Source organism: Pseudomonas fluorescens, from assembly GCF_900636825.1.
GTDB lineage: Bacteria > Pseudomonadota > Gammaproteobacteria > Pseudomonadales > Pseudomonadaceae > Aquipseudomonas > Aquipseudomonas fluorescens_BG.
The window spans coordinates 4,431,275-4,457,500 of the sequence record NZ_LR134318.1; the positions used below are offsets into that span (position 1 = coordinate 4,431,275).

Consider the following 26,226-nt stretch of genomic DNA (forward strand, 5'->3'; position numbering starts at 1 on the left):
CTTAAAAAACCGCTGAAGCGTTTTTCCCGGCGAAAAAACAGTGACAAACGGTCTGGATCAACGGGTCCGCGGCCTACAAGGGAATTCGCCGTTTCTTACACAATTTACGCACAGCTTTATCCACAAGTCGTACGTTGCAACACCCCTTAAAACGCATTATCTTGTAGCACGGCGAAAACACAGACCCTACATATGGGGTTTTGGTTAAAAACGTCCAACCACATTTCAGACCTGAAACTCAAGTGCTTTATGGCCAGTTTCCGGTTGAACCAGCAAGTTTTTCGAAGCCCAAACCGCACTGGCGGATGGCACCGTTTTTTTCGTCCGAAACCGGACAAAACGGTATGGGTGTTGCAGTCATTACTGTCACCCAGGAAGGAACCCGGTTGTGGGCATTGCCCCGCAGCCAAAGCTTCGGCAAGGACGCGGCGTTGCAGCCTTTTTCGTCTGTTCCGGAGTTGTTAGGCCGACGCTCGTCGGTTGCAGTGCTTCGGTACAGAACGGTGAGCACCATGACGGTGCCAAACAAACATAGAGAATGTGGAGACCACCCCCCATGCAAACCGACACAACTCGCGAGAACCCGCAGGGCACCTTGCCGCAGGCCGCCGATTCGACTTCGGATCTGGCAGCCACCGCGCCTGGCCAACTGCGCGTGATCAAGCGTAATGGCACTGTCGTTCCTTATACCGATGACAAGATCACCGTCGCTATCACCAAAGCGTTCCTCGCAGTTGAGGGCGGCACCGCTGCCGCTTCGTCGCGAATCCACGACACTGTTGCGCGTCTGACCGAACAGGTCACCGCGACCTTCAAGCGTCGCATGCCTTCGGGCGGCACCATCCACATCGAAGAAATCCAGGACCAGGTCGAACTGGCCCTGATGCGTGCCGGCGAGCAGAAAGTAGCCCGCGACTACGTGATCTACCGTGACGGCCGTTCGAAAGAACGCGCTGCCCACGCTCCGGCCGAAGAAGCGGTCAACGCGCATCCGTCGATCCGCATCACCCGCACCGACGGTAGCCTGGCGCCGCTGGACATGGGCCGCCTGAACACCATCGTCACCGAAGCGTGCGAAGGCCTGGAAGAAGTCGACGGCGACCTGATCCAGCGCGAAACCCTGAAGAACCTTTACGACGGCGTGGCCCTGACCGACGTCAACACCGCGCTGGTGATGACCGCCCGTACCCTGGTCGAGCGTGAGCCGAACTACTCATTCGTCACCGCCCGCCTGCTGATGGACACCCTGCGTGCCGAAGGCCTGGGTTTCCTCGGTGTGGCCGAAAGCGCCACTCACCACGAAATGGTCGACCTGTACGCCAAGGCGCTGCCGGCCTACATCGCCAAAGGTATCGAGTTCGAACTGCTGAACCCTGTGCTGGCCACATTCGACCTGGAAAAACTGGGCAAGGCGATCAACCACGAGCGCGATCAGCAATTCACCTACCTGGGCCTGCAAACCCTGTATGACCGTTACTTCATCCACAAGGATGGCGTGCGTTTTGAACTGCCGCAGATCTTCTTCATGCGCGTGGCCATGGGCCTGGCGATCGAAGAGAAGCAGAAAGAAGACCGTGCGATCGAGTTCTACAACCTGCTGTCGTCCTTCGACTACATGTCCTCGACGCCAACGCTGTTCAACGCCGGTACTCTGCGTCCACAGCTGTCGAGCTGCTACCTGACCACCGTGCCGGATGACCTGTCGGGCATCTACCACGCGATTCACGATAACGCCATGTTGTCGAAATTCGCTGGCGGCCTGGGCAACGACTGGACGCCGGTTCGTGCGCTGGGTTCGTACATCAAGGGCACCAACGGCAAGTCGCAAGGCGTAGTGCCGTTCCTGAAAGTGGTGAACGATACCGCTGTGGCCGTTAACCAGGGTGGCAAGCGCAAGGGCGCTGTGTGCGCCTACCTGGAAACCTGGCACATGGACATCGAAGAGTTCATCGAGCTGCGCAAGAACACCGGTGATGACCGTCGTCGTACCCACGACATGAACACCGCCAACTGGATCCCTGACCTGTTCATGAAGCGTGTCTTCGATGACGGCAAGTGGACCCTGTTCTCGCCATCCGAAGTACCAGACCTGCACGACCTGACCGGTAAAGCCTTCGAAGAGCGCTACGAGTACTACGAAGCGCTGACCGAGTACCCAGGCAAGGTCAAGCTGTTCAAGACCATCCAGGCCAAAGACCTGTGGCGCAAAATGCTCTCCATGCTGTTTGAAACCGGCCACCCATGGCTGACCTTCAAAGACCCGTGCAACCTGCGCAGCCCGCAGCAGCACGTCGGCGTGGTTCACAGCTCGAACCTGTGCACCGAGATCACCTTGAACACCAACAAGGACGAGATCGCCGTTTGCAACCTGGGCTCGATCAACCTGCCGAACCACATCGTCAACGGCAAGCTGGACACTGCCAAGCTGGAACGCACCGTGAACACCGCCGTGCGCATGCTCGACAACGTGATCGACATCAACTACTACTCGGTGCCACAAGCGAAGAACTCCAACTTCAAGCACCGTCCGGTCGGTCTGGGCATCATGGGCTTCCAGGACGCTCTGTACCTGCAGCACATTCCGTACGGTTCCGACGCTGCCGTCGAGTTCGCCGACAAGTCGATGGAAGCGGTCAGCTACTACGCGATCCAGGCTTCCTGCGACCTGGCCGATGAGCGCGGCGCGTACGAGACGTTCCAGGGTTCGCTGTGGTCCAAAGGCATCCTGCCGCTGGATTCGCAACAGATCCTGATCGAGCAGCGTGGGCAGAAGTACATCGATGTCGACCTGAAGGAAACCCTGGACTGGGCACCGGTTCGCGCCCGTGTGCAGAAAGGCATTCGTAACTCGAACATCATGGCCATCGCACCGACCGCCACCATCGCCAACATCACTGGCGTATCGCAGTCGATCGAACCGACCTACCAGAACCTGTATGTGAAATCGAACCTGTCGGGCGAATTCACCGTGATCAACCCGTACCTGGTTCGCGACCTGAAAGCTCGCGGTCTGTGGGACTCGGTCATGATCAACGATCTGAAGTACTACGACGGTTCGGTTCAGCAGATCGAGCGCATCCCGCAAGAACTCAAAGAGCTCTACGCGACCGCGTTCGAAGTGGACACCAAGTGGATCGTTGACGCGGCCAGCCGTCGTCAGAAGTGGATTGACCAGGCTCAGTCGCTGAACCTGTACATTGCCGGCGCTTCGGGCAAGAAGCTCGACGTGACCTATCGCATGGCTTGGTACCGTGGCCTGAAAACCACTTACTACCTCCGTGCCTTGGCCGCGACCAGCACCGAGAAGTCGACCATCAACACCGGCAAGCTGAACGCTGTTTCCAGCGGCGGCAACCATGGTGATGATTCGGTTCTGGCAGCTCCTGCAGGTCCAGCGCCGGTGCCTAAGGCTTGCGCGATTGACGAGCCGGACTGCGAAGCTTGCCAATAAGCTGAGCTGATTCCAGGCGTTGTGCGACGCCTGAGATATCGAGCGAAAAGAAAACCCCCGACAGACTTCTGGTTTGTTGGGGGTTTTGTTTTTTGGGGTTGGGGTTGGGTTGAGATTGTGTGTATATCCGTTGCTGCGGTAACGGCGGCTTAGGGTTCCGCCCTTACGGCGGGTCACTTTTTCCAGACGCCGAAAAAGTAACCAAAAAGGCTCCCCCCGGCGTACGGCACTTCGCTTAGGCTCAGTGTTCCCTCGCTACGGCGTCCATCAGGGGGCATCGCCTACGGTTTGCTTCGCTGCACCTCCTCTCGATGAATGCGGCTACGCCGCACGGCGCTTCGCGCCTACCCCCTGATGAACGCCTGCGCTCGGCCTGCCGATGGGGCAGAAGATCAAAGCCAGAGCCAGAGCCAGATCAAAAGCCGAATCAAAAGATCGCAGCCTGCGGCAGCTCCTACAGTTGGATTGGGTACAACCTCAAGAAACAGGTCGGCTGTCAGGCCGCCTTCATCGGATCGCCGTCCGGGGTAGGCTCGCTCCCCCATAAAAGCAAAAGCCAAAGCCAGATCAAAAGATCGCAGCCTGCGGCAGCTCCTACAGTTGGATTGGGTACAACCTCTAGAGCAGGTCGGCTGTCAGGCCGCCTTCATCGGATCGCCGTCCGCGGTAGGCTCGCTCCCCCATAAAAGCAAAAGCCAAGGCCAGATCAAAAGATCGCAGCCTGCGGTAGCTCCTACAGTTGGATTGGGTACAACCTCAAGAAACCGGTCGGCTGTCAGGCCGCCTCCATCGGATCGCAGTCCGCGGTAGGCTCGCTTCCCCATAAAAGCAAAAGCCAAGGCCAGATCAAAAGATCGCAGCCTGCGGCAGCTCCTACAGTTGGATTGGGCACAACCTCAAGAAACCGGTCGGCTGTCAGGCCGCCGTCCAGGATCGCCGCCCGGAGCAAGCCCGCTCCCACAAAAAGCAAAGCAGCGCAGCTGCCCGCGGCAAAGCCGCCCCACTCCACAATGAGCGCAAGCTCGAGTAAAGCTCTTGATCTTGATCCACGGGCGACGTCGGAAGGCTGAGTGGAGGGATTGATCCGGGCGTGGGAGCGCAGCGACCGTACGACGCAGTCGTACACAGCGGAAGGAGGTGCAGCGAAGCAAACCGGAGCCGCTGCGCCCGGATCGATCCCGCAGCGAAGGAACCCGAGCCTGCGAGGGCCGAACGCAGGAGCTAGCGTTTTTTGCTTATTTTTTTTCTGGGCCGGCATTCCGGGCGCTTGTAAAAAAGTAAGTCGCCGTCAGGCGAAACCGCCAGCCGCCGCAGCAAAACATTCGGATATTCACACCCACCAAACCCAAGCATGGTCGGCCCAAAGGCCGCCAAGGAGCCAAGGACCCAAAAAAAAGCCCCTCAAAACGAGGGGCCCAAAAAAACCATGCAAAAACCCAAATCAAGTCATCTGAATAATGGTCTGCATAATCGTGCTCTGAGTCGAAATAGTCTTGGCATTCGCCTGATAGTTGCTCTGACCCTTGATCAGATCAACCAACTCATTGGTCAGGTTAACGTTCGACTCTTCCAGCGAGTTCGACACAACCGAACCCAACGTACCGGTCTCAGGCGCGTCATAACCCGGAATACCCGAAGCAAAAGTCTCTTTCCACGCCGTGCCGCCGACCGCCTGCAAACCCTGCTCGTTGGTGAAGCTGGCCAGCGCAACCTGGCCGATCGCCTTGCTCTGGTTGTTGCTGAAGTTCGCGAACAGCGTACCGGTGCCGTCGATGGTCAGGTTGGTGATCTGGCCAGTGGCGTAACCATCCTGAGTCGGAATCGAACGTGCGGTGTCAGCGTTGTACTGAGTGGTCTTGGCCATCGAAATGGTCACGCCCGCCGGGTTCGCTGCCGCGCCGTTAGCCTTCCAGGTCCCGTTGGTCACAGTGCCCGGCACCCAGCCTTTGAGCGTCAGATCGCTGCTGATGACGGCCGGGCCGCCCAGCGGACCCGGCGTGCTGACCTGAGTCAGCGTGCCGGTGGCGTCGAAGGACAGGGTCGAGGCCACAGGCGCCGTGGTTTTCGGATCGCTGCCAGTCGCGTCCGGGTTGCGGCCGTCCACCAGGGTGTAGACCTTCCAGGTGTTGGCGCCAGTTTTCACCATGTATTGATCCATGGTGTGCTGGTTACCCTGGCTGTCATAGATCGGGGTGCTGAACGACTTGGTGTAAGTCGCGGTGTTGGTAGGATCAAACTTGCCCGCCGGCACCGTGTCGTCGATCACCGCAGCGGTCGAGTTCAGGTTGATGGTCGAAGTCACCGACGAAGTCGACTTTGGCGCCAGGTTCGACGTGTCGATTTTCAGGTCAGTCAACACGCCGTTGATGATCTTGCCGTTGGCATCCACACCGTAACCCTGCAAGCGCGAGGTGTAATCGGTGTTGGTGATGTAACCGGCGTTGTCGACCTTGAACGTACCGGCACGGGTGTAGGACACCGAACCGTTGTTGCTCAGGGTGAAGAAACCCGAGCCGTTGATGCCCATGTCCAACACGTTACCGGTGTTGTTGATGTCACCTTGGGTGAACTGCTGGGAAACGTTGGCCAGGCGCACACCGTTGCCAATCACTTTGCTGCCGCTGCCCAGACGCGTCGCCGAGTAGACGTCGGCGAATTCTGCGCGGGAGGATTTGAAGCCGGCGGTCGCCACGTTGGCGATGTTGTTGCCGGTCACGTCCAGTTGTTTGTTGGCTGCATAGAGACCGCTAAGGCCGATATTGAAAGACATATTCCACTCCTTTGTGCCGGTTAGTCGGCTCTATATACCAATGGTTTGAACTTGGGACAGGGCCACGGTGCCTTTGCCGGCCAGGTTGAGCATCAGCTCGCCGCCGGTCTGGCTGATCGTCACGCTGTTGACGGTGGCTGGGAGATAAGTCGCCAGATCCGTCGCGGTGCCGTTGATCGGCGCGTTGGCCTTGAAGGTGTAAGTACCGGTCGGCACCAGAGTGCCGGACGAATCCTTACCGTCCCAGGTGAAGCTGGCCTCGCCGGCCGCGCGGCTGCCCAGATCGATGGTGCGAACCGCTTTGCCGTCCTTGTCGGTGATGGTCACGGTGCCACCAGCGATGGACGACGGCACAGACACCGAGCCGGTCAGGCCTTTGCTCGGGTCGTCGAGCTGGGCGGTGTTGGTCTGCACGATTACATTGCGACCTACCAGCGACGAAGCCTGCAACGCCTGCGAGGAGTTGTAGTTGCCGGCCAGCGAGCTGACCGTGCTGTTGAGCGTGGTGATGCCTTCCAGGCTGCTGAACTGCGCCAACTGCGCAACGAATGCGCTGTTGTCCTGCGGATCGAGCGGGTTCTGGTTCTTCAACTGGGTGACCAGCAATTGCAGGAACGCATCTTTGCCCAGCGCTTGTCCGCCGGTTGCACTGTTGGTCGCCGAAGCGATGCCGCCGGACGTGGTGCTGCTGGCCGTCTTCGTCGAGTTGGCCAGGATGTCGTTCATGCTCAGGCTGCTGGTGGTATCGGAAACACTCATGGCAGTCGCCCCTTATTACTGACCGAGGGTCAGTACCTTCTGCATCATGGTTTTGGCGGTGTTCATCATTTCGGCGTTGGTCTGGAACGAACGGCTCGCGGAAATCATGTCAGCCATTTCTTCCACCACGTTGACGTTCGGGTAGTAGACGTAGCCCTTGGCGTCGGCCGCTGGATGATTCGGCTCATAACGCGCTTCAAGGTTGCTCTGGTCTTCGACCACACCGAGCACCTGCACGCCCTGACCGGCCGCGTCCTGATTCTGGAACAGCGAATCGCTGCCGCCAGCCTGACCGCCCTGGAACATGGTGGCGAACACCGGGTGACGGGCGCGATAGGTCTGGTCGATGCTCGACGAGACGGTTTCGGCGTTGGCGATGTTCGAGGCCACGGTGTTCAGACGCGTGGTTTGTGCGCTCATGCCGCTGCCGGCAATGTTGAAAACGCTGGACAGGGACATGGATTATTCTCCGCGAAGGGCTGACACCAGCCCTTTGAATTTGCTGTTGAGCAGCGTGAAGCTGGCCTGGAAGCCCACGGCGTTTTCCGCGTAGTTGGACTGTTCCAGTTGAGCGTCAACGGTGTTCTGGTCGATCGAAGGCTGCATCGGCGTGCGATACATCAGCGACTCGTCGCCATTGCCCAGCCCTTCTGCCTCGATATGACGGCTATTGGTCATGTTCAGGGCGAAATGGCCGCCGGTCTTGGTCTTCTCGGTCTGTGCTTCGAGCACTTTGGAGAAATCCAGATCCCGCGCTTTGTAGTTCGGGGTGTCGGCGTTGGCGATGTTGTTGGCCAGCACTTCTGCGCGTTGGGCACGGAAGCCCAAAGCCTTTTCGTGAATGCCGAGCGCTTTATCGAAACTGATGCTCATGTCGGGAACCTTCAGGTGACCGGTTTTTCGTACCTGAGCTTTAGCAAGCGTCGTGCCAAATGACTGAACGCCCGTATTCCGGGGCTTTGCGCTGAACTGGCAAAGCGGCAATGCCAGAAAAGCGGCAACCGGTTACCGCCGAATGCCGCTTTTCTGCCGCTTCTTCCTGTTAACACCTCCCCCCTGTAGGAGCTGCCGAAGGCTGCGATCTTTTGACGTTGCTTTTAAAAATCAAGATCAAAAGATCGCAGCCTTCGGCAGCTCCTACACTGGGAGCGGTGTCAGGCACAAAAAACGGGAGACCTAAGGCCTCCCGTTGTTTGTATTGCCGCGAACCGGTCATTTCGCCTTGTAAATAATCCCCGGGCTGCACTGAACCATCTGGTAATGATCCGGCAAACCGTTCAACGCTTCCGAGGCGCCAAGGAACAGATAACCGCCCGGCTTCAACGTACTGTGAATGCGCAACAGAATGTCTTTCTTCACTTCGGCAGAGAAGTAGATCAACACGTTGCGGCAGAACACGATGTCGAACTTGCCCAGCGCCGCGTAGCTGTCGAGCAGGTTGAACGAGCGAAACTCCACGCGACTCTTGATCGGCGCCTTGACCACCCAGCGCCCCGGCCCTTTCGGATCGAAGTAACGCTGCAGACGTTCCGGCGACAGACCACGACCGATCGCCAGGCTGTCGTACTCGCCGGTCTTGCAATTGTTGAGCATGAGACCGGAAAGATCCGTGGCAACAATCTGCACGCCCATCTTCAACTGGCCGAGGTTGGAACGCTCGAACTCGTCGATCGACATCGACAACGAGTACGGCTCCTGCCCCGAAGAGCACGCCGCCGACCAGATCCGCAAACGCTGGTTCGGGCTGGCCTTGATCGCTTCCGGCAGTACCTTGTTCTTCAAGACTTCAAACGGATAGGTGTCACGAAACCACAGGGTTTCGTTGGTCGTCATGGCATCAACCACCTGCTCGCGCAAACCGCTGCGCGGCTGGGTCTGGATGCGCTGAACCAGCTCACCCAGGGATTTGATGCCTTGCTGCTCCATCAGTTTGTTGAGACGGCTCGAGACCAGATACTGCTTGTTTTCACCGAGCAGAATGCCACAGGCTTTTTCCAGGAAGACCCGGAACTGTTCGAAATCCAAATTACCCGTAGACAATGATGCCGCCTCTTAAATCGTGTTGACCGCCAGGAGCAAAAGGCCCCTAGCTGATATCTGCTGCTCTGATCCGGTCGACTACCCGGGATGCCAGGTCATCAGGACGGAATTTGGCCAGAAAGTCATCGGCGCCGACTTTCTTGACCATCGCCTGATTGAAGACTCCCGACAACGAAGTATGCAGGATGATATGGAGCTTTTGCATGCGAGCGTCGCCGCGGATTTCCGCCGTCAGGGTGTACCCGTCCATCTCCGGCATCTCGATGTCGGAAATCATCATCAGGAACTCTTCTTCCGGCTTTTTGCCCTCTTCGACCAGCTTGCGCAGGTAATCCAGCGCCTGCTTGCCGTCATTCAGCGCCACCACTTCGACACCGATCGTCTGCAGACAACGCGTGACCTGCTTGCGCGCCACCGACGAGTCATCGACCGTCAGCACCCGCAGCGACAAAGCCTTGGCCTGGGTTTCGACATCGACCACGCCCACCGAAATCGCCTCGGGTGTCGGCGCGACTTCCGCCAGCACCTTTTCGACATCGATGATTTCGACTAACTGATTGTCCACCCGAGTCACAGCGGTCAGGTAATGATCGCGACCCGTGCCCTTGGGCGGCGGATGAATCTCTTCCCAGTTCATGTTGACGATGCGCTCCACCGAGCGGACCAGGAAACCCTGGGTCTTGGTGTTGTACTCCGTGATGATCACGAACGGGTTTTTCTTGTCTTTCAACGCTCCCGAGCCGGTCGCCATTGCCAGATCAAGGATCGGAATGGTCGCCCCTCGAATATTCGCCACCCCGCACACGACAGGACTGGACTTGGGCATCAACGTCAGTGACGGGCATTGCAACACTTCCCGTACCTTGAACACGTTGATTCCGTAGAGCTGTTGCCCGTCGAGACGGAACAACAACAGCTCCAGGCGATTCTGCCCCACCAGTTGCGTGCGCTGGTTCACCGAATCCATTACACCAGCCATGCCCAGACTCCTACACCAACGCCAAGTGTTGTTGCGACGCACATTCATTGCTAAACGGCACGGCGCTTGCTTTTCAACTCGTATGAACGCTCAAACGACATTTTTACGACACCTGACCTCCCGCGCTCGCAAAGGCCTTTGCGCGATGTCGGCTGTCGTTCTGCTTTTCTCTGGCAACCCTGCCGTTGCTGATGCGGTTACCCTGCCTGACATGCTTATCGGCGTCACTCAGGGCTTTCTTGAGTTCACCGTAGAAGACTATCTCGCCAGCAGTCAAACGGAAGGCCGTTACGAGATCGAGGTCAAGCAGCTCGATCCCCGTATGCGCATGCCCATGTGCGACAAGGAATTGACAGCTTCGCTGGAGAATTCGGCACGCCCTTTGGGCCGGGTAACGGTCAAGGTTCGCTGTGAAGGCGCATCGCCATGGACAGTGTTCGTGCCCGCTCAAGTCCGCCTGTTTCGCGAGATTGTCACGACCACGCGGCCACTCAAACGCGCCGGGATCATCGAGCCGCAAGATGTGACCTTGCGCGAACGCGACGTCAGCACGATCAATCAAGGGTTCCTGACCTCGGTTGACGAAGCGATCGGGCAGAAATTGACCCGACCAACGGTCGCTGATCAGGTGATCACGCTGGTGCATCTGGAACAGGCGGAAGTTGTGCGCAAAGGCGATCAAGTCGTCATCACCGCACGCAGTGGCACGCTCGCCGTGCGCATGCCCGGCGAAGCATTGGCCAACGGCGGTTTGAAAGAACAGATCCGGGTAAAAAACCTCAACTCGCAACGGGTCATCAAAGCGCAAGTCATCGCGCCGGGCCAAGTGGAAGTGGCGATGTAGAAAACTGGCGCTGGCCCCGGCTGTTCCCTAAACTGTGCCGCAGCAGGACTCGCGTCGGCGCATGCATGGCTCATTGATAAATGTGCCTAAAGTTTTCCAGGGGATGGCCGAAAACATGGCAAGCGTCCAAATTCCCAGAGGTTTTTCACCATGGTCATCGACTTCAACCGTTTGAACAGCTCCTCGTCACTTACGGGCAGTACGCGTACCAGCAATGCGAAGGAAACCGCCGAATCCGGCACTTCCGCGCCGCTGAATACCCCGGCCGAACAGGCCAGTACCGCAAAAAGCGGGGAATCGGTACAACTCAGCAATGAGGCGCAACAGTTGCAGAAGGTCACTGACAAGCTGCGCGATCAGCCTGCTGTCGACAAAGCCCGTGTGGCCGAGTTGAAAGCCGCGATTGCCGATGGCAGCTATAAAGTCGACAGCAACCGTGTAGCCAGCAAACTGCTCAACTTCGAAGCCCAGCGCTAGGCTTTTGCCGGCGCCAGGCGTTTGGACGCTTAAACCCCAAGGCCAGCCATGCACGACACTAATCTATTGCAACTGATTAACGACGACTTTGCTCCAGCTCAACAATTGCTGGAGTTGTTGCAAACCGAATCTCTCGCGTTGCACGGTCGTGACATGCCGCTGCTGGAAGAGATTTTGGCGCGCAAACAGGCGTTGATCATTTTGCTTGAACAGCATGGCCGCAAGCGCAGCGAAATCCTTGCCAGCCTCAACCTGCCGACAGACCGCAGCGGTCTGGCGCAACTGGCCAGCCATTCCAGCATTGGCGACCAGTTGCTGACGCAGGGCGATGCACTAACCGACCTGATCGCTCAATGCCAGGCCGCCAACGTCAAAAATGGCCAATCCATCCAGATCCAGCAGGCCACTACGGCCAATCAGCTGAAGATCCTCACCGGCGGCGAACCGCCAGCGTTGTATGACGCCACCGGCACTTTCGCCAAACCGGCCAAACCGCGCACGCTCAGCCAGGCATGAGTTGTTGATGCGTCAGCACTATCAACGCGCGAAACATGCTGGCAAAATGCCGGCTAGCCGTCATATTTGTCTGGAGATTGATAAACCGTGTCCAACGCCCTAAGCGCGGATGATGCTCCGCAGCCTCCGAAGGTGCTCACCACGCCACTGGAAATCTCCAGCAACTTGCGCCAGCTGCAAGACAGCCACGATCCGCTGATCATTACGTTCCACGAACGCAGCCAGCGTTTCCAGAGCTACCTGATCAAAGTCGACCGCGACAGCGCCACCATCGCCCTCGACGAAATGATTCCGCGCGATGGCGAACGCTTTCTGCTCGCCGGCGAACCGTTCAAGGTTGAAGGCTTCCACGATGGCGTACGCATCGCCTGGGAATGCAACGGCACCCTGAACATCAAAGAATCCGAGGGCGACCGTTTCTACATCGGCGACCTGCCAACCGAAGTGGTTTACCACCAGCGCCGCAACGCCTTCCGCGCTGCGCTGAAACTCGCCGACCTGGTCAGCGTTGAACTCGGCGGCGAAAAACTCAAGACGCCGATCAGCGGCAAACTGCTGGATATCTCGGCGACCGGTTGCAAGCTGCGATTCGAAGGCGATATCACCAATCGCCTGCAGCTCGGTCAGGTCTACGATCGTATGATCGCCGCGCCGCTGTTCGGCAATCAGCCGACCGCCGTCGAACTGCGTTATTTGCATTTCGAAGAAAAACTCAACATCACCTTCGCCGGCCTGCGGTTCCACAACATCAGTGGTCAGGCGGCACGCAACGTTGAACGTTTCGTGTATCAGTTGCAGCGCGAAGCACGCCGTTTCGACAAAGACGATCTCTGATCCGTCGCGGCAAATAAAAAGGGCAGCCCCTTACGGGACTGCCCTTTTTCATATCTGCTGAACGGTGATCTTGTGGTGGAGCAAGCTTCCTCGCCACAGTTTAAGCACCCTTTGCTGACAGAATTGCGTCAAGGCCTGCCACCGCTGATATCCGGCGTCGGTTTGTCATCGCCATCCGGATCGCTCTCGACCACAGAATCATGCTCGGCGACCGGTTCCGGTTCTGGCTCTGGTTCCGGGCTCGCCGGCGCCGGGTCCTGCACCATCTGCTCTTGCACCACCTGCTCATCGACCCGAGGATCCAGCGCCGCCACCAATGGCGAACTCGACATACTGTCGGGCATCGCCACGTGATGCAGCGGGGCGTCGTCGACCTGGTGCAGATTGGTTACCGCTTTCGGGCGGATCCGCCACACCAGCACCAGTGCAAAGAAACTGAAAAACGCGTACAGGCTCTGACTGCCGAGAAACTTCATCAGCACGCCGGCGAGCAGCGGTCCGATGCTCGCGCCCACGCCGTAGGTCACCAGCAGCATCGCCGTCAGCGAAACGCGCCGATCGCCCTCGACGTGGTCGTTGGAGAACGCCACCGCCAAGGGATACAGGCAGAACTGCACCAGCGAACATAAAAAGCCGACGCCAAACAGCACTTCCAGCGGCACCTGCGGCAGGATGGCCAACGGCAGCGCCGCGACCGCCAGAAATCCGGCAAAGCAGCGAATCAGCAATGCCCGATCATATCGATCCGACAACCAGCCCAACGGCCACTGCACCAGCAAGCCGGCGAAGATGCAGCTACCCATGAACAGACCGACCTGCTCCGTCGATAATCCCTGCTGCGAGGCGTACAGCGGCGCCAGACCGTAGAACGAGCCAATGATCAGGCCGGCACCCAGCACCGTACTCAGCGATTGCGGCACACGCTTGATAAAGAAGCGCGGTTCCATCGGGGCCGGGTGCAGCGGCGCCGGGTGAATCCGTCGGGTCAGCGTGACCGGTACCAGACACAGCGCAAAGCACAGCGCCACCAGCATCAGCAGTTCCAGACCGAGACCCGGGTGCATGACCAGAATCAATTGGCCGAGCACCAGACCCAGATAGGAAGCGATCATATAGCCGCTGAACACCAGACCGCGCTGATTGGCGTCCGCCTGCTCGTTGAGCCAGCTCTCGATCACCATGTATTGGCACATCATGCCCAGACCGACGATGGTCCGCAGCACCAGCCATGCCGGCAGCCAGTCCACCAGACCATGCCCGAGCACCGCCGCGCCGACGATCCCCGCACACGCCGAATACGCCCGGATATGCCCGACCCGGGCAATCAGCCGGTGGCCGATCTTGCCGCCCAGCACCAGACCGAAATAGTTGGCCGCCATCAGCGCGCCGACCCAGAGGCCGTCGACATTGTCAGCTGCCAGGCGCAAGGCCAGATACGTAGAGAGAAGGCCCGAGCCGATCAGCATCATCAGCGAGGCGAAATACAGCGCTCGAAAGGATTTCCAGATTTGGCGCATCGGCGTTCCGAGCGGCTCCTTGCAATAGATTCCGGGCTTTCAAAACGATAGCCCGGTGGCAACACTTCGTCAGGCCTGGGCTGCTAGAACACGCCGTTCCCAGGGAGTGATTTCATCGAAGAAACTGGTCAACTCCATGGTCTTCGAAGCGATGTAGCCTTCGATGAACTCCGCTCCGAACAGTTCCCTCGCCAGCTGACTACGTTTCAGACGTTCAAGCGCGGCGTGCAAGGTACACGGCAAAGCGAGATTGTCCGGTACGGTGAATTCGCCCTGAATCGCGGCGCTCGGCTCCAGTTGCTGTTCGATGCCATGCAAACCCGCAGCCAGACTGGCGGCGATCGCCAGATACGGATTCGCGTCGGCGCCGGGCAAGCGGTTTTCGACCCGACGCGCGGCCGCCGAACTGGCGGGAATGCGCAAGCCGGCGGCGCGATTGTCGTGTGACCAACAGGCGTTGTTCGGCGACGCAAATGGATGGCACAAGCGCTGATAGGAGTTCACATTGGGCGCGAACAGTGCGGTGAAATCTGCCATGCCGGCCTGCTGACCGCCGATGAAATGGCGAAACATTGCCGTCGGCTCACCGCGCTCATCACTGAACACGTTCTTGCCGCTGGCGATATCGACCAGGCTCTGGTGAATATGCATCGAGCTGCCGGGGGTGTGCGCTAGCGGCTTGGCCATGCACACCACGGTCAAGCCATGTTTGAGCGCGACTTCTTTGAGCAGATGCTTGAACAGGAATGTCTGGTCGGCCAGCAGCAGCGGATCACCGTGCAGCAGATTGATCTCGAACTGACTGACACCCATTTCGTGCATGAACGTGTCACGCGGCAAGCCAAGGGCGGCCATGCATTTATACACTTCGTTGAAGAACGGTCGCAGACCGTTGTTGGAGCTCACGCTGAACGCCGATTGGCCATCCTCGCGACGGCCATCAAGCCCCACCGGCGGGCGGAACGGTTGCGTCGGATCAGGGTTCGGCGCGAAGACAAAGAACTCCAGTTCGGTCGCCACCACCGGCGCCAGACCGTGCGCGGCGTAGCGGGAGATGACCTTCTTGAGCTGCCCGCGGGTCGACAGATTCGAGCTTTCGCCGGTCAGCTCATCGGCGTCGCAGATGGCCAATGCACGCGGCTCGTCACTCCAGGGTAAACGATGAATCTGCGCAGGGTCGGCGAGCAAGGCGAGGTCGCCGTCATCGCTGCCGTAAAACCGCGCCGGCGGATAACCGCCCATGATGCATTGCAGCAGCACACCCCGCGCCAACTGCAACCGCCGCCCCTCGAGGAAACCCTCGGCGGTCATCACCTTGCCCCGTGGCACGCCGTTCAGGTCCGGGGTGACACATTCAATTTCATCAATACCGGCCAATCGCTGTGCGAGTGAACCCTGGCCATCGGTTGTCATGACGCAATCCTTGTTATTGTGCGAGCCGCAAACGGCAACCCGCACAAAATAGGCTTCGCCTGTTCGGAATATCAAGCAGCGCCCGCAAAAATCCCATCTTCTGCAGGAGCCGTAGAAGCTGACGAGTGCAACGAGGCTGCGATCTTTTGATCTCGCTTTTGAAAATCAAAAGATCGCAGCCTTCGGCAGCTCCTACACCAGACCTTAGGGCAGGTAGAGGCTGAACACGCCGCCGCCCAGCGGGCCGCCGTTGCTGATTTCGGTGCGCCCTTCCACGCCGTTGCGCTGATGCAGCGCGGCAATGCGATTGGCGAAATACAGGCCCAGCCCGGTGCTGCCGCTGCTGTGATGGATGCCTTGCACATAATCGGCTTGGCGTTCGAGCATTTGCGCAGGGTAACCGTCGCCGTCGTCATTGATGCTCAGCACCAATTGTCCGGCCTCGTCGCTGACGGTAATCAGCAGCGATTCGCGCGCGTAGCGAATGGCGTTATTGATGCAGTTGGCAAGTACCGAGGCCACCAGTTCACGGTCGAAAAATCCCAGCGGGCTCAGCGGGTCAACTTCGTAAGTGGCGATGATGCCGCGACTGGCGAACACCTCTTGATGCGCCGCCAGCTGTGCCTCGATGAAGTCGTCGAGTTCATGATAGGCCGGTTGCAGCGGCAACTGATTGACGCCGAGCTTATACAGCCCGAGCAGTTGCACCAGCATGCCGTTGAGATGGGCGAATTCGAAGTCGATCACGCCCTGCTCCGCCCCTTCGCGCTGACTTTGCGGCAAGCGCGCCAGCCATTGACTGTGCGCCTGCATAAGCATGGCCAGGGAGTTTTTCATATCGTGAACGGTGGACGCGATCACCGTGGAAAAATCCAGCGCCGGATCAATCTGGTTCATTCGCCAAACGCCTTGCTTTTGAGCTTCTGATAACGCGCAAAACGCGCGTCGGTGTCGGGCATCAGGCCGACCATTTTCAGGCAAGCCCGACATTCTTCCAGCTCCGCCGAAGGCACCGCCGTGTCAGTGCCATGCAGCAGCGACTGGGCCAGGTTCAGCGCGATACTGATGTTCTTCGGCTGCAGCTTCAGCGCTTTGCGGAACACTTCGCGGGCCTCGACCAGGTTGCCGGTCTTGTAGACCCGTACGCCTTGGCGGTTGAGATCGGCGGCGGCATTGCTGGCGCTGAGAATCGTCGGGTCGTCGGTGAGTTTGGCGATGTCTTTCATCACCGCCGGGTCATCGCCATAGATTTCCGCGCAGCTCTTGAGCATCGATGTGCCTGCCTCGGCCTGACCGAGCATTTGCAACTGCTTGGCCACCAGCAACGCGGCTTCGGGGCTCATGAATTGCTCCATGCCGTCCAGTCGCATCAGCGCCTGTTCGGTGAGCTTGTCCGCAGTTTCGGCGTCGTTGAGCAACAGGCTGGTGGCCTTCATCAATCGCGCACGAATCTGCAGGCCCGGATCACTCGGGTTTTCTTTGGCCACGGCGCTGAGGGTGGTGTTGATCTCCAGCCGCGTGCGCGTGTCAAGGCCGCGGTCGCTGCCCTTGCTGATCAATGCATGGGCGAGGCCGAGATTGCTTTCCGGATCCTTGAAGCGCGACTGCGCGCCTTGCGACACCGCTTGGCGATAAGCGCGCGACGCCGTTTCGAAATCTTCGTTGGCCATCGCCAGCTTGCCAAGCAAGGCCTGACGACGCACCGCCAGCGGCGACAGGCGAATCGCTTCCTCCAGCACCCGCTGCGCACCTTTGCTGTCGCCTTCGGCCACCAGCACATCGGCCATGCCGTCATACAGCGCGGGCATCATTGGAAAGACTTTGAGGGCTTTCTCGTAAACCTCTTTGGCCTGCAAAACCTGGCCGCGCTTGAACAGCAACTTGCCCAGCCCGGCAAATGCCCACGGCAGCGGCCGGTCGGCGATGATGCTGTCGTAGAGCCGTTCCAGCGCTTCGTTCTGGTTCATGTCGCGCAGCGCGTCGGCGCGATAGCGCAGGCACAGCGGCGAATAGCGGATGTCCTGTTTGCACAAGGCGATGCAGGCGTTGAGCACCTCCACCGGCTTGCCACGGTCGAGGGCTTGCAGAATCGGTTTGAGCAACGTCTTGCGCTGTTCCAGACGCTCCAGCCGCTGGGCCAGGCCCGAGCGGTTGAACGGTTTGGTCAGGTAAGCATCCGGTTCGTGTTCAAGGGCACTGAGCACCATCGCCTGACTGGTTTCGGCGGTGACCATGACGAACACCGCTTCGTGGCTGATGAGTTTCTCCAGCATCAGGTCTTCGAGGACCTGCTGGCCATTCTTCTTGCCGTCGCCCAGATGGAAATCCTGCAGGATGAAGTCATAGGACTTCTGGGCACACATCTTCAGCGCCTGCTCGCCGGAGTCGGCGGTATCGACGTCTTTGACTCCAAGCTCACGCAGCATCGAACGAACGGAACTGCGGAAATCCGAGAAATCGTCGACGATCAGAAAACGCTTTTGGTGATACGACAACATCGAGGATTTCCAGGCAAGTGAAGTGAGGGCAATTTCAGGCGCGCAGATGATAGCTGCCGGCTAAATGCTATCAAGCGATTTTGGTGCGGCGCTAAAGTCACCGAACGGGTTATCGGCCGCTGTGACAAAAATCTTGAAGATTGTTGGAGCGTTTACGAACCCACGGCAGTCAACTTTTTAAACAGCTCCCAGTCACGCCGAGGAAACTGTGGAAGGCAAAATGTGAAAAACAGGATTATCCTGAGCAGTTAACCGTGCGTTTTTTGTTCCACTGCGACCTGCCACTCGTCGCCGTCTGAAGGCCGAATTCATGACCTCGAAAACACCTTCCGCGCCTGCCTCGCCTGAGCGCAGGGATCTGGCCCCCAGCCATCTGGACTTTCCAGTAGTCGGCATTGGCGCGTCTGCCGGTGGGTTACAGGCGATCAAATTGTTTTTTGAGCACATGCCTCAGGACACCGGCATGGCGTTCGTGATCATTCTGCACTTGTCGCCCGATCATCAGAGCATTGCCGACAAGATCATTCAGGAGTCGACACGGATGCCTGTGCTGCAGGTGAAGGAAGCGGTGCCGATTGAAAAGAATCAGGTGTATGTGATTTCGCCGGCACTCTCGCTGTCGATGAATGACGGCTACCTTCGTGTCAGTGCCGCCGGTACGTCGTTGGCCCGGCACACGGCGATCGATCTGTTTTTCCGCGATCTTGCTCATGTCCACCGTGAACGAGCTTTCTGTGTCGTACTTTCCGGCACGGGCTCGGATGGCGCAGTTGGCTTGTCGCGGATCAAGGAACAAGGCGGCATCACCCTGGTACAAGTGCCGGAAGACGCAGAATTCGACGGCATGCCCCGCGCTGCCATCGAAACGCGGATGGTCGACCTCGTGTTGCCCGTGGTCGAAATGCCGCAGAAATTGATGGAGTTATGGCGCAACTCGAAAGCGATTACGTTGCCGAGCGCTAACGATCCGGACCTCAACACACGCGTTCCTAATACCGAGCAAGAAGCATTGACCGCAGAACAGCGTCTGCATGACATCCTCATGCACCTGCGCACCAGCACCGGCCACGATTTCAAACATTACAAGCGCGCCACCGTATTGCGGCGCATTGAACGCCGAATGCAAGTGACCTCGCAGTCCGATCTCAGTGGCTACTACGAATACCTGCAAAACACCGCGGACGAAGCCAAGGCTTTGCTCGGCGATATGTTGATCGGCGTGACCAACTTCTTCCGCGACCGCGAGGCTTTTGAAGCGCTGGAGCGCGAGGTGCTGCCGCAACTGGTGCAAGCGGTGGCTGCTTCAACGGAGAAAGAAGAGCTGCGGGTCTGGTCCGCCGGGTGTTCGACCGGGGAAGAAGCCTACAGTCTGGCGATCCTGCTCGACGACCAGATGCAGGTGCAAAGCAGCAAAGCCAACTTGCAGGTATTCGCCACGGACATTGACGAACGGGCGATCAGCGTCGGTCGCGCCGGGATGTATCCGCAGGCGATTGTCACCGACGTGCCCCCCACGCGCCTGCGTCATTACTTCGTCAAAGACAACGAGCATTACCGGATCCGCAAGGAAATCCGTGAGAAAGTGCTGTTTGCCAAGCACAGTCTGTTGTCCGATCCGCCGTTCTCGCAAATCGACCTGATCGTTTGCCGCAACCTGCTGATCTATCTGGACCGCGAAGTGCAGCGCGAAATCCTGCAAATGTTTCACTTCGCATTGCGTTCGGGCGGATTCCTGTTTCTCGGCACGTCAGAAAGCGCTGACGCCTGCCAGGAACTGTTCACCCCGGTGGACAAGCGCAACCGCATCTTCCGCGCGAAAACCGGTACGCCGAACACCCGCCGAACGCCGACCATGCCGCGCGGCGGTTACATCCGCAACAGCATTGCCCAACCCGCGGCTAAAGCCATCGAGCCCGCCAAACAGTCATTCGCCGACATTCACCGCCGCGCCATCGAGCGCTCAGCGCCGCCGAGCATCATCGTCGATCACAACGCCGATATTCTGCACATGAGCGACAGCGCAGCGCGGTTTCTGCGCCATGTCGGCGGTGAGCTGTCGCGCAACCTGCTGACGCTGATCCTGCCGGAGCTGCGTCTCGAGATCCGCACCACGCTATTCCAGGTACAACAGAGCAACCTGACCGTGCGCTCCCGTGAAGTTTTGCTGAAGCGCGACGGCCGGCAGTTCCGCCTCGATCTGATTGCACAGCCGTACAAGGATGAAGAATGCGACAACGACTACACGCTGGTGATTTTCGAGGAAACGGAAGTCGATCCGACCGAGGACTCCAGCACGACTCTGCTGCAGACTGAAAGCCAGGTGCTGTCGAATCTTGAGCGCGAGCTGCAACGAACCAAGCTGCACCTGCAAGACACCATCGAGCAGTCAGAAGTCTCCAGCGAAGAGCTCAAAGCGTCCAATGAGGAAATGCAGGCAATAAACGAAGAGCTGCGTTCGGCGACCGAAGAGCTGGAAACCAGCAAAGAAGAATTGCAGTCGATCAACGAAGAATTGCTGACGGTCAACTACGAGCTCAAGACCAAGGTTGAAGAAACCGACAAGATCAACGATTACCTGACCAACCTGATCGCGTCCACCGACATTGCCACGGTGTTTGTCGACCGCAGCATGCGCATCAAATGGTTTACGCCGCGCGCGACTGACATTTTCAGCATGTTGCCGGTGGACACCGGTCGCTCGCTGCTCGACATCACCCATCGGCTCAATTACAACGACTTGGCCGTCGACGCCGCACAGGTTTTCGAATCGCTGAACATGATAGAACGCGAGGTCAACAGCACCGATCATCGCTGGTATATCGCCCGGTTGCTGCCATATCGTTCAAGCGAAGATCATATCGATGGCACGGTGCTCACGTTCATCGATATCACCAAACGCCGCGCCGCCGAGGAAGAATTGCGCTTGGGCGAGGAACGCATGCGCCTGGTGGCCGAAAGCACCCGCGATTACGCAATCATCATTCTCGATGAGCAAGGGCTGATCACCAGCTGGAATAAAGGCGCCGAATTGATTTTCGGCTACAGCAAAGCTGAAGCTGAAGGCGCGTTCTACGACTTCATCTTCACCGCCGAGGACCGCGCTGCCGGTATGGCCGAAAACGAGCTGGCGATTGCCCGCTCTCACGGGCGCGCCGAGGATGAGCGCTGGCACCGGCGCAAGGACGGCAGCCGCTTCTACTGCAGCGGCGAAGTCACTCTGCTCAGCGGTGACTATTTGCAAGGCTATGTGAAAATCGCTCGCGATCTCACCGGGCACAAGCGTGCGCAAGATGAACAAAGCCAGGAATTGGCGCAAACGCGCAACACGATTTCTTTGCGCGATGAGTTCTTCGCGGTCATGTCCCACGAACTCAAGCATCCGTTGAATCTGATTCAGCTCAATGCCGAGTTACTGCGCCGTCTGCCGGTGATTCGTACAGCGGGGCCGGCGACCAAAGCGGTCAACACCATCTGCGATGCGGTCAATAGCCAGGCGCGGATCATTGATGATTTGCTCGATGTCGCCCGTGTGCGCACCGGCAAGCTCAAACTGCAATTGGCACCGGTAGACCTTAGCGCCGTGCTACGCGACATCCACACGGTGGTGCTTAATGAGCAGCACCTGACCCAGGTTGTTCTGCAATTGCCGCCTGAACCGTTGATCATTCATGCGGATCCGGTACGTGTAGAGCAGATCATCTGGAACCTGGTGAACAACGCTCTGAAGTTCACCCCACCGACCGGGCGCATCGAGCTGATTGCCAGCCACAGCGGACAGATGGCGCGACTGGACATCAAGGACAACGGTACCGGGATCGCCGCCGAGAACCTCGAACACGTTTTCGACTTGTTTGGACAGGCGGAGAAGCAGCACACCAATCATCAACGTCAAGGCTTGGGCATCGGCCTGTCTTTGGTACGGCAGCTGACCGAGGCGCAACATGGCACGGTGCTGGTCACTTCGCCTGGGCTCGGACCCGGTTGCACCTTTACCGTACGTTTGCCATTGGCAACCATCGACACCCAGGTCACCACTGCTCCGAAAGTCGAGGACGCATCGGGCAAACTTGATGGCTTGAGCATCCTATTGGTCGATGACTCACCGGATGTACTGGAAACGCTGAAAATGTTGCTGGAAATGGAGGATGCCGACGTAACGGCATTCGATCATCCGGTAGCAGCCTTGAAAGCTGCCGAGACCCAGCGCTTCGATTTGATCATCTCCGACCTTGGGATGCCGGTCATGAGCGGCTATGAGCTGATGACAGCCCTGCGCAAATTGCCGCTGGTGAAAACCGCTCCCGCCATTGCCCTGACGGGCTACGGCACCCAGAGCGATATGCAAAAGTCACGCGAAGCCGGGTTTGACCAGCACTTGGGCAAACCGGTGGCTTATGACGATCTCATCGAAACGATTGAGGCTCTGCGCCGTTCGCAGTTGTTATAAGGCATTCATTGCAGGTAAGCGCGCTGCACGCAGACCCGGCGGTCGATCGCCTGCTGCAGACGCGCTTTGCTCTCAGCCCAGAGCGCTGGGTCTACACGGGTGCGGCGCATCAATTCCAGCACCAACGCTTTGGCGTCGAGATATTCCTGCCACGCGTCGTCAGCCCTGAGCTTGAGACGCTCACGTTCGCTCATCTCCATACGCCGCAACGCCAGTACGGACGGATTGGTAACGACGGAGCTGAGAGTCGTCTGAACTCGATGAGGCGACACGAAGGCTTGTTGATCAAGCACGATCTGCCGCGCTCGCTCAGCGCCCCATTTCAGCGAGAGCTCCAGACAAGCGCTTGTACCCCGATCATAAAATTCCTCGCTGATCGCGCGGCCCTCTGCCGCGTAAACGCCAACGAAAACCTGCGTCATGCCATCCGGGTTGACGCGAGCCTGGACTTCAATCTGCAAGCCGTCGCTTAACACCTCTTCAAGCCCGTGCAGAGGCAAGCGACTGTTCGTCCATAACCAATACTGAGCACCACGACGCCGCATCAATGCTTTCCTCCCTGTGAGGCGGAAATTAAGGCACGACTTATTGCGACTCGCCATGACAGTTCGTGGCCTGACGCGCATACAAAAAACCTCGTCGCAATCGAGATCGCGACGACGCTTTTGTAGTTTTTGTGCGGAGATAACTTTCTCGCGGACAAAACAAAACCCCAACTGCTTTCGCAATTGGGGTTTCGGAATTTAATCTTGACGATGACCTACTCTCACATGGGGAAACCCCACACTACCATCGGCGATGCATCGTTTCACTGCTGAGTTCGGGATGGGATCAGGTGGTTCCAACGCTCTATGGTCGTCAAGAAATTCGGGTACCGAACCGTGGCCAAGTGGCCTCGCTTCAGCAAATTGGGTATGTGACAGCTAGGTGTTTGTGCGTTTCGAACTTCCGGTTCGTTTCGTCTTCACACACCGCAATCTGGTTGCTCTGGTTTACAGAGCCGACGCAAATTGCTTGGGTGTTATATGGTCAAGCCTCACGGGCAATTAGTATTGGTTAGCTCAACGCCTCACAGCGCTTACACACCCAACCTATCAACGTCGTAGTCTTCGACGGCCCTTCAGGGAACTCAAGGTTCCAGTGAGATCTCATCTTGAGGCAAGTTTCCCGCTTAGATGCTTTCAGCGGTTATCTTTCCCGAACATAGCTACCCGGCAATGCCACTGGCGTGACAACCGGAACACCAGAGGTTCGTCCACTCCGGTCCTCTCGTACTAGGAGCAGCCCCTCTCAAATCTCAAACGTCCACGGCAGATAGGGACCGAACTGTCTCACGACGTTCTAAACCCAGCTCGCGTACCACTTTAAATGGCGAACAGCCATACCCTTGGGACCGGCTTCAGCCCCAGGATGTGATGAGCCGACATCGAGGTGCCAAACACCGCCGTCGATATGAACTCTTGGGCGGTATCAGCCTGTTATCCCCGGAGTACCTTTTATCCGTTGAGCGATGGCCCTTCCATACAGAACCACCGGATCACTAAGACCTACTTTCGTACCTGCTCGACGTGTCTGTCTCGCAGTCAAGCGCGCTTTTGCCTTTATACTCTACGACCGATTTCCGACCGGTCTGAGCGCACCTTCGTACTCCTCCGTTACTCTTTAGGAGGAGACCGCCCCAGTCAAACTACCCACCATACACTGTCCTCGATCCGGATAACGGACCTGAGTTAGAACCTCAAAGTTGCCAGGGTGGTATTTCAAGGATGGCTCCACGCGAACTGGCGTCCACGCTTCAAAGCCTCCCACCTATCCTACACAAGCAAATTCAAAGTCCAGTGCAAAGCTATAGTAAAGGTTCACGGGGTCTTTCCGTCTAGCCGCGGATACACTGCATCTTCACAGCGATTTCAATTTCACTGAGTCTCGGGTGGAGACAGCGCCGCCATCGTTACGCCATTCGTGCAGGTCGGAACTTACCCGACAAGGAATTTCGCTACCTTAGGACCGTTATAGTTACGGCCGCCGTTTACCGGGGCTTCGATCAAGAGCTTCGCGTTAGCTAACCCCATCAATTAACCTTCCGGCACCGGGCAGGCGTCACACCCTATACGTCCACTTTCGTGTTTGCAGAGTGCTGTGTTTTTAATAAACAGTCGCAGCGGCCTGGTATCTTCGACCGGCATGAGCTTACGGAGCAAGTCCTTCACCCTCACCGGCGCACCTTCTCCCGAAGTTACGGTGCCATTTTGCCTAGTTCCTTCACCCGAGTTCTCTCAAGCGCCTTGGTATTCTCTACCCAACCACCTGTGTCGGTTTGGGGTACGGTTCCTGGTTACCTGAAGCTTAGAAGCTTTTCTTGGAAGCATGGCATCAACCACTTCGTCACCCAAAGGGTAACTCGTCATCAGCTCTCGGCCTTAAGATCCCGGATTTACCTAAGATCTCAGCCTACCACCTTAAACTTGGACAACCAACGCCAAGCTGGCCTAGCCTTCTCCGTCCCTCCATCGCAATAACCAGAAGTACAGGAATATTAACCTGTTTTCCATCGACTACGCTTTTCAGCCTCGCCTTAGGGACCGACTAACCCTGCGTCGATTAACGTTGCGCAGGAAACCTTGGTCTTTCGGCGTGGGTGTTTTTCACACCCATTGTCGTTACTCATGTCAGCATTCGCACTTCTGATACCTCCAGCAAGCTTCTCAACTCACCTTCACAGGCTTACAGAACGCTCCTCTACCGCATCACCCGAAGGTGATACCCGTAGCTTCGGTGTATGGTTTGAGCCCCGTTACATCTTCCGCGCAGGCCGACTCGACTAGTGAGCTATTACGCTTTCTTTAAAGGGTGGCTGCTTCTAAGCCAACCTCCTAGCTGTCTAAGCCTTCCCACATCGTTTCCCACTTAACCATAACTTTGGGACCTTAGCTGACGGTCTGGGTTGTTTCCCTTTTCACGACGGACGTTAGCACCCGCCGTGTGTCTCCCATGCTCGGCACTTGTAGGTATTCGGAGTTTGCATCGGTTTGGTAAGTCGGGATGACCCCCTAGCCGAAACAGTGCTCTACCCCCTACAGTGATACATGAGGCGCTACCTAAATAGCTTTCGAGGAGAACCAGCTATCTCCGAGCTTGATTAGCCTTTCACTCCGATCCACAGGTCATCCGCTAACTTTTCAACGGTAGTCGGTTCGGTCCTCCAGTTAGTGTTACCCAACCTTCAACCTGCCCATGGATAGATCGCCCGGTTTCGGGTCTATTCCCAGCGACTAGACGCCCTATTAAGACTCGCTTTCGCTACGCCTCCCCTATTCGGTTAAGCTCGCCACTGAAAATAAGTCGCTGACCCATTATACAAAAGGTACGCAGTCACAGAACAAAGTCTGCTCCCACTGCTTGTACGCATACGGTTTCAGGATCTATTTCACTCCCCTCTCCGGGGTTCTTTTCGCCTTTCCCTCACGGTACTAGTTCACTATCGGTCAGTCAGTAGTATTTAGCCTTGGAGGATGGTCCCCCCATATTCAGACAAAGTTTCTCGTGCTCCGTCCTACTCGATTTCATGACCAAGAGATTTTCGCGTACAGGGCTATCACCCACTATGGCCGCACTTTCCAGAGCGTTCCGCTAATCTCAAAGCCACTTAAGGGCTAGTCCCCGTTCGCTCGCCACTACTAA

The 26,226-nt window shown here is 57.7% G+C and carries 17 protein-coding genes and 2 rRNA genes (1 of these 19 running past the window's edge); 6 read left to right on the top strand and 13 right to left on the bottom strand.

Going from position 1 to position 26,226, the window contains the following annotated elements:
• Positions 1-556 precede the first annotated feature (556 nt).
• Positions 557-3,451 (top strand): ribonucleoside-diphosphate reductase subunit alpha, encoded by a 2,895-nt coding sequence (locus EL257_RS20115; RefSeq protein WP_126365574.1) that lies wholly within the window; start codon positions 557-559, stop codon positions 3,449-3,451.
• A gap of 1,441 nt (positions 3,452-4,892) precedes the next feature.
• Here the strand turns inward: EL257_RS20115 and flgE are convergent.
• The 6 genes from flgE to EL257_RS20150 all read right to left on the bottom strand — a co-directional run bounded on the left by flgE (position 4,893) and on the right by EL257_RS20150 (position 9,999).
• The gene (gene flgE, locus EL257_RS20120) at positions 4,893-6,221 is read right to left on the bottom strand and encodes a flagellar hook protein FlgE (RefSeq protein WP_126365576.1); all 1,329 of its coding nucleotides are present in this window, start codon (positions 6,219-6,221) and stop codon (positions 4,893-4,895) included.
• 30 nt (positions 6,222-6,251) lie between these two features.
• Complete coding sequence (gene flgD / locus EL257_RS20125) at positions 6,252-6,980, bottom strand: flagellar hook assembly protein FlgD (protein WP_126365578.1); 729 nt, start codon at positions 6,978-6,980, stop codon at positions 6,252-6,254.
• Between the two features lie 15 nt (positions 6,981-6,995).
• A complete protein-coding gene (gene flgC / locus EL257_RS20130; protein WP_042607186.1) occupies positions 6,996-7,439 on the bottom strand; it encodes a flagellar basal body rod protein FlgC in 444 nt (147 codons plus the stop codon).
• Positions 7,440-7,442: 3 nt separating this feature from the next.
• On the bottom strand, positions 7,443-7,853 hold the full coding sequence (gene flgB / locus EL257_RS20135; RefSeq protein WP_016773613.1) for a flagellar basal body rod protein FlgB: 411 nt from the start codon (positions 7,851-7,853) through the stop codon (positions 7,443-7,445).
• A 339-nt stretch (positions 7,854-8,192) separates the two neighbouring features.
• Entirely contained in the window at positions 8,193-9,020 is an 828-nt protein-coding gene (cheR, locus tag EL257_RS20145) for a protein-glutamate O-methyltransferase CheR (protein WP_016773612.1), read from the bottom strand.
• A gap of 46 nt (positions 9,021-9,066) precedes the next feature.
• Positions 9,067-9,999: a chemotaxis protein CheV gene (locus EL257_RS20150; RefSeq protein ID WP_126365580.1), complete on the bottom strand. Its 933-nt coding sequence runs from the start codon at positions 9,997-9,999 to the stop codon at positions 9,067-9,069.
• 82 nt (positions 10,000-10,081) lie between these two features.
• Here EL257_RS20150 and flgA point away from each other — a divergent pair, with 82 nt between their 5' ends.
• The 4 genes from flgA (at position 10,082) to EL257_RS20170 (ending at position 12,670) form a co-directional block, all read left to right on the top strand.
• A complete protein-coding gene (flgA, locus tag EL257_RS20155) occupies positions 10,082-10,843 on the top strand; it encodes a flagellar basal body P-ring formation chaperone FlgA (RefSeq protein ID WP_126365582.1) in 762 nt (253 codons plus the stop codon).
• A gap of 150 nt (positions 10,844-10,993) precedes the next feature.
• Entirely contained in the window at positions 10,994-11,320 is a 327-nt protein-coding gene (gene flgM, locus EL257_RS20160; protein WP_126365584.1) for a flagellar biosynthesis anti-sigma factor FlgM, read from the top strand.
• Positions 11,321-11,368: 48 nt separating this feature from the next.
• Positions 11,369-11,836 (top strand): flagella synthesis protein FlgN, encoded by a 468-nt coding sequence (locus EL257_RS20165; protein ID WP_126365586.1) that lies wholly within the window; start codon positions 11,369-11,371, stop codon positions 11,834-11,836.
• 87 nt (positions 11,837-11,923) lie between these two features.
• The gene (locus EL257_RS20170; protein WP_126365588.1) at positions 11,924-12,670 is read left to right on the top strand and encodes a flagellar brake protein; all 747 of its coding nucleotides are present in this window, start codon (positions 11,924-11,926) and stop codon (positions 12,668-12,670) included.
• A gap of 128 nt (positions 12,671-12,798) precedes the next feature.
• On the opposite strand, the gene EL257_RS20175 is transcribed toward EL257_RS20170, so the two are convergent.
• From EL257_RS20175 to EL257_RS20190, 4 genes are all read right to left on the bottom strand, one after another.
• Positions 12,799-14,187, bottom strand: a complete 1,389-nt coding sequence (locus tag EL257_RS20175; protein WP_126365590.1) for an MFS transporter — start codon at positions 14,185-14,187, stop codon at positions 12,799-12,801.
• Positions 14,188-14,256: 69 nt separating this feature from the next.
• Positions 14,257-15,498 carry a glutamine synthetase family protein gene (locus EL257_RS20180; protein WP_172604566.1) on the bottom strand — a complete coding sequence of 414 codons (1,242 nt, stop codon included), beginning with the start codon at positions 15,496-15,498 and terminating at the stop codon, positions 14,257-14,259.
• Between the two features lie 306 nt (positions 15,499-15,804).
• Positions 15,805-16,497: a sensor histidine kinase gene (locus tag EL257_RS20185; protein ID WP_126365594.1), complete on the bottom strand. Its 693-nt coding sequence runs from the start codon at positions 16,495-16,497 to the stop codon at positions 15,805-15,807.
• On the bottom strand, positions 16,494-18,098 hold the full coding sequence (locus EL257_RS20190; protein WP_126365596.1) for a tetratricopeptide repeat-containing response regulator: 1,605 nt from the start codon (positions 18,096-18,098) through the stop codon (positions 16,494-16,496). Before EL257_RS20190 ends, EL257_RS20185 begins: the two co-directional genes overlap by 4 nt.
• Before the next feature lie 310 nt (positions 18,099-18,408).
• Between EL257_RS20190 and EL257_RS20195 the strand changes: the two genes are divergently transcribed.
• On the top strand, positions 18,409-22,545 hold the full coding sequence (locus tag EL257_RS20195) for a CheR family methyltransferase (protein ID WP_126365598.1): 4,137 nt from the start codon (positions 18,409-18,411) through the stop codon (positions 22,543-22,545).
• A gap of 5 nt (positions 22,546-22,550) precedes the next feature.
• Here the strand turns inward: EL257_RS20195 and EL257_RS20200 are convergent, their stop codons facing one another.
• The 3 genes from EL257_RS20200 to EL257_RS20210 form a co-directional block, all read right to left on the bottom strand.
• Positions 22,551-23,090, bottom strand: coding sequence for a hypothetical protein (locus EL257_RS20200; RefSeq protein WP_126365600.1), 540 nt, complete (start codon positions 23,088-23,090; stop codon positions 22,551-22,553).
• Positions 23,091-23,292: 202 nt separating this feature from the next.
• Positions 23,293-23,408: ribosomal RNA gene (gene rrf / locus EL257_RS20205) — 5S ribosomal RNA — on the bottom strand.
• Between the two features lie 162 nt (positions 23,409-23,570).
• Positions 23,571-26,226: ribosomal RNA gene (locus EL257_RS20210) — 23S ribosomal RNA — on the bottom strand; it runs 238 nt beyond the window's last position.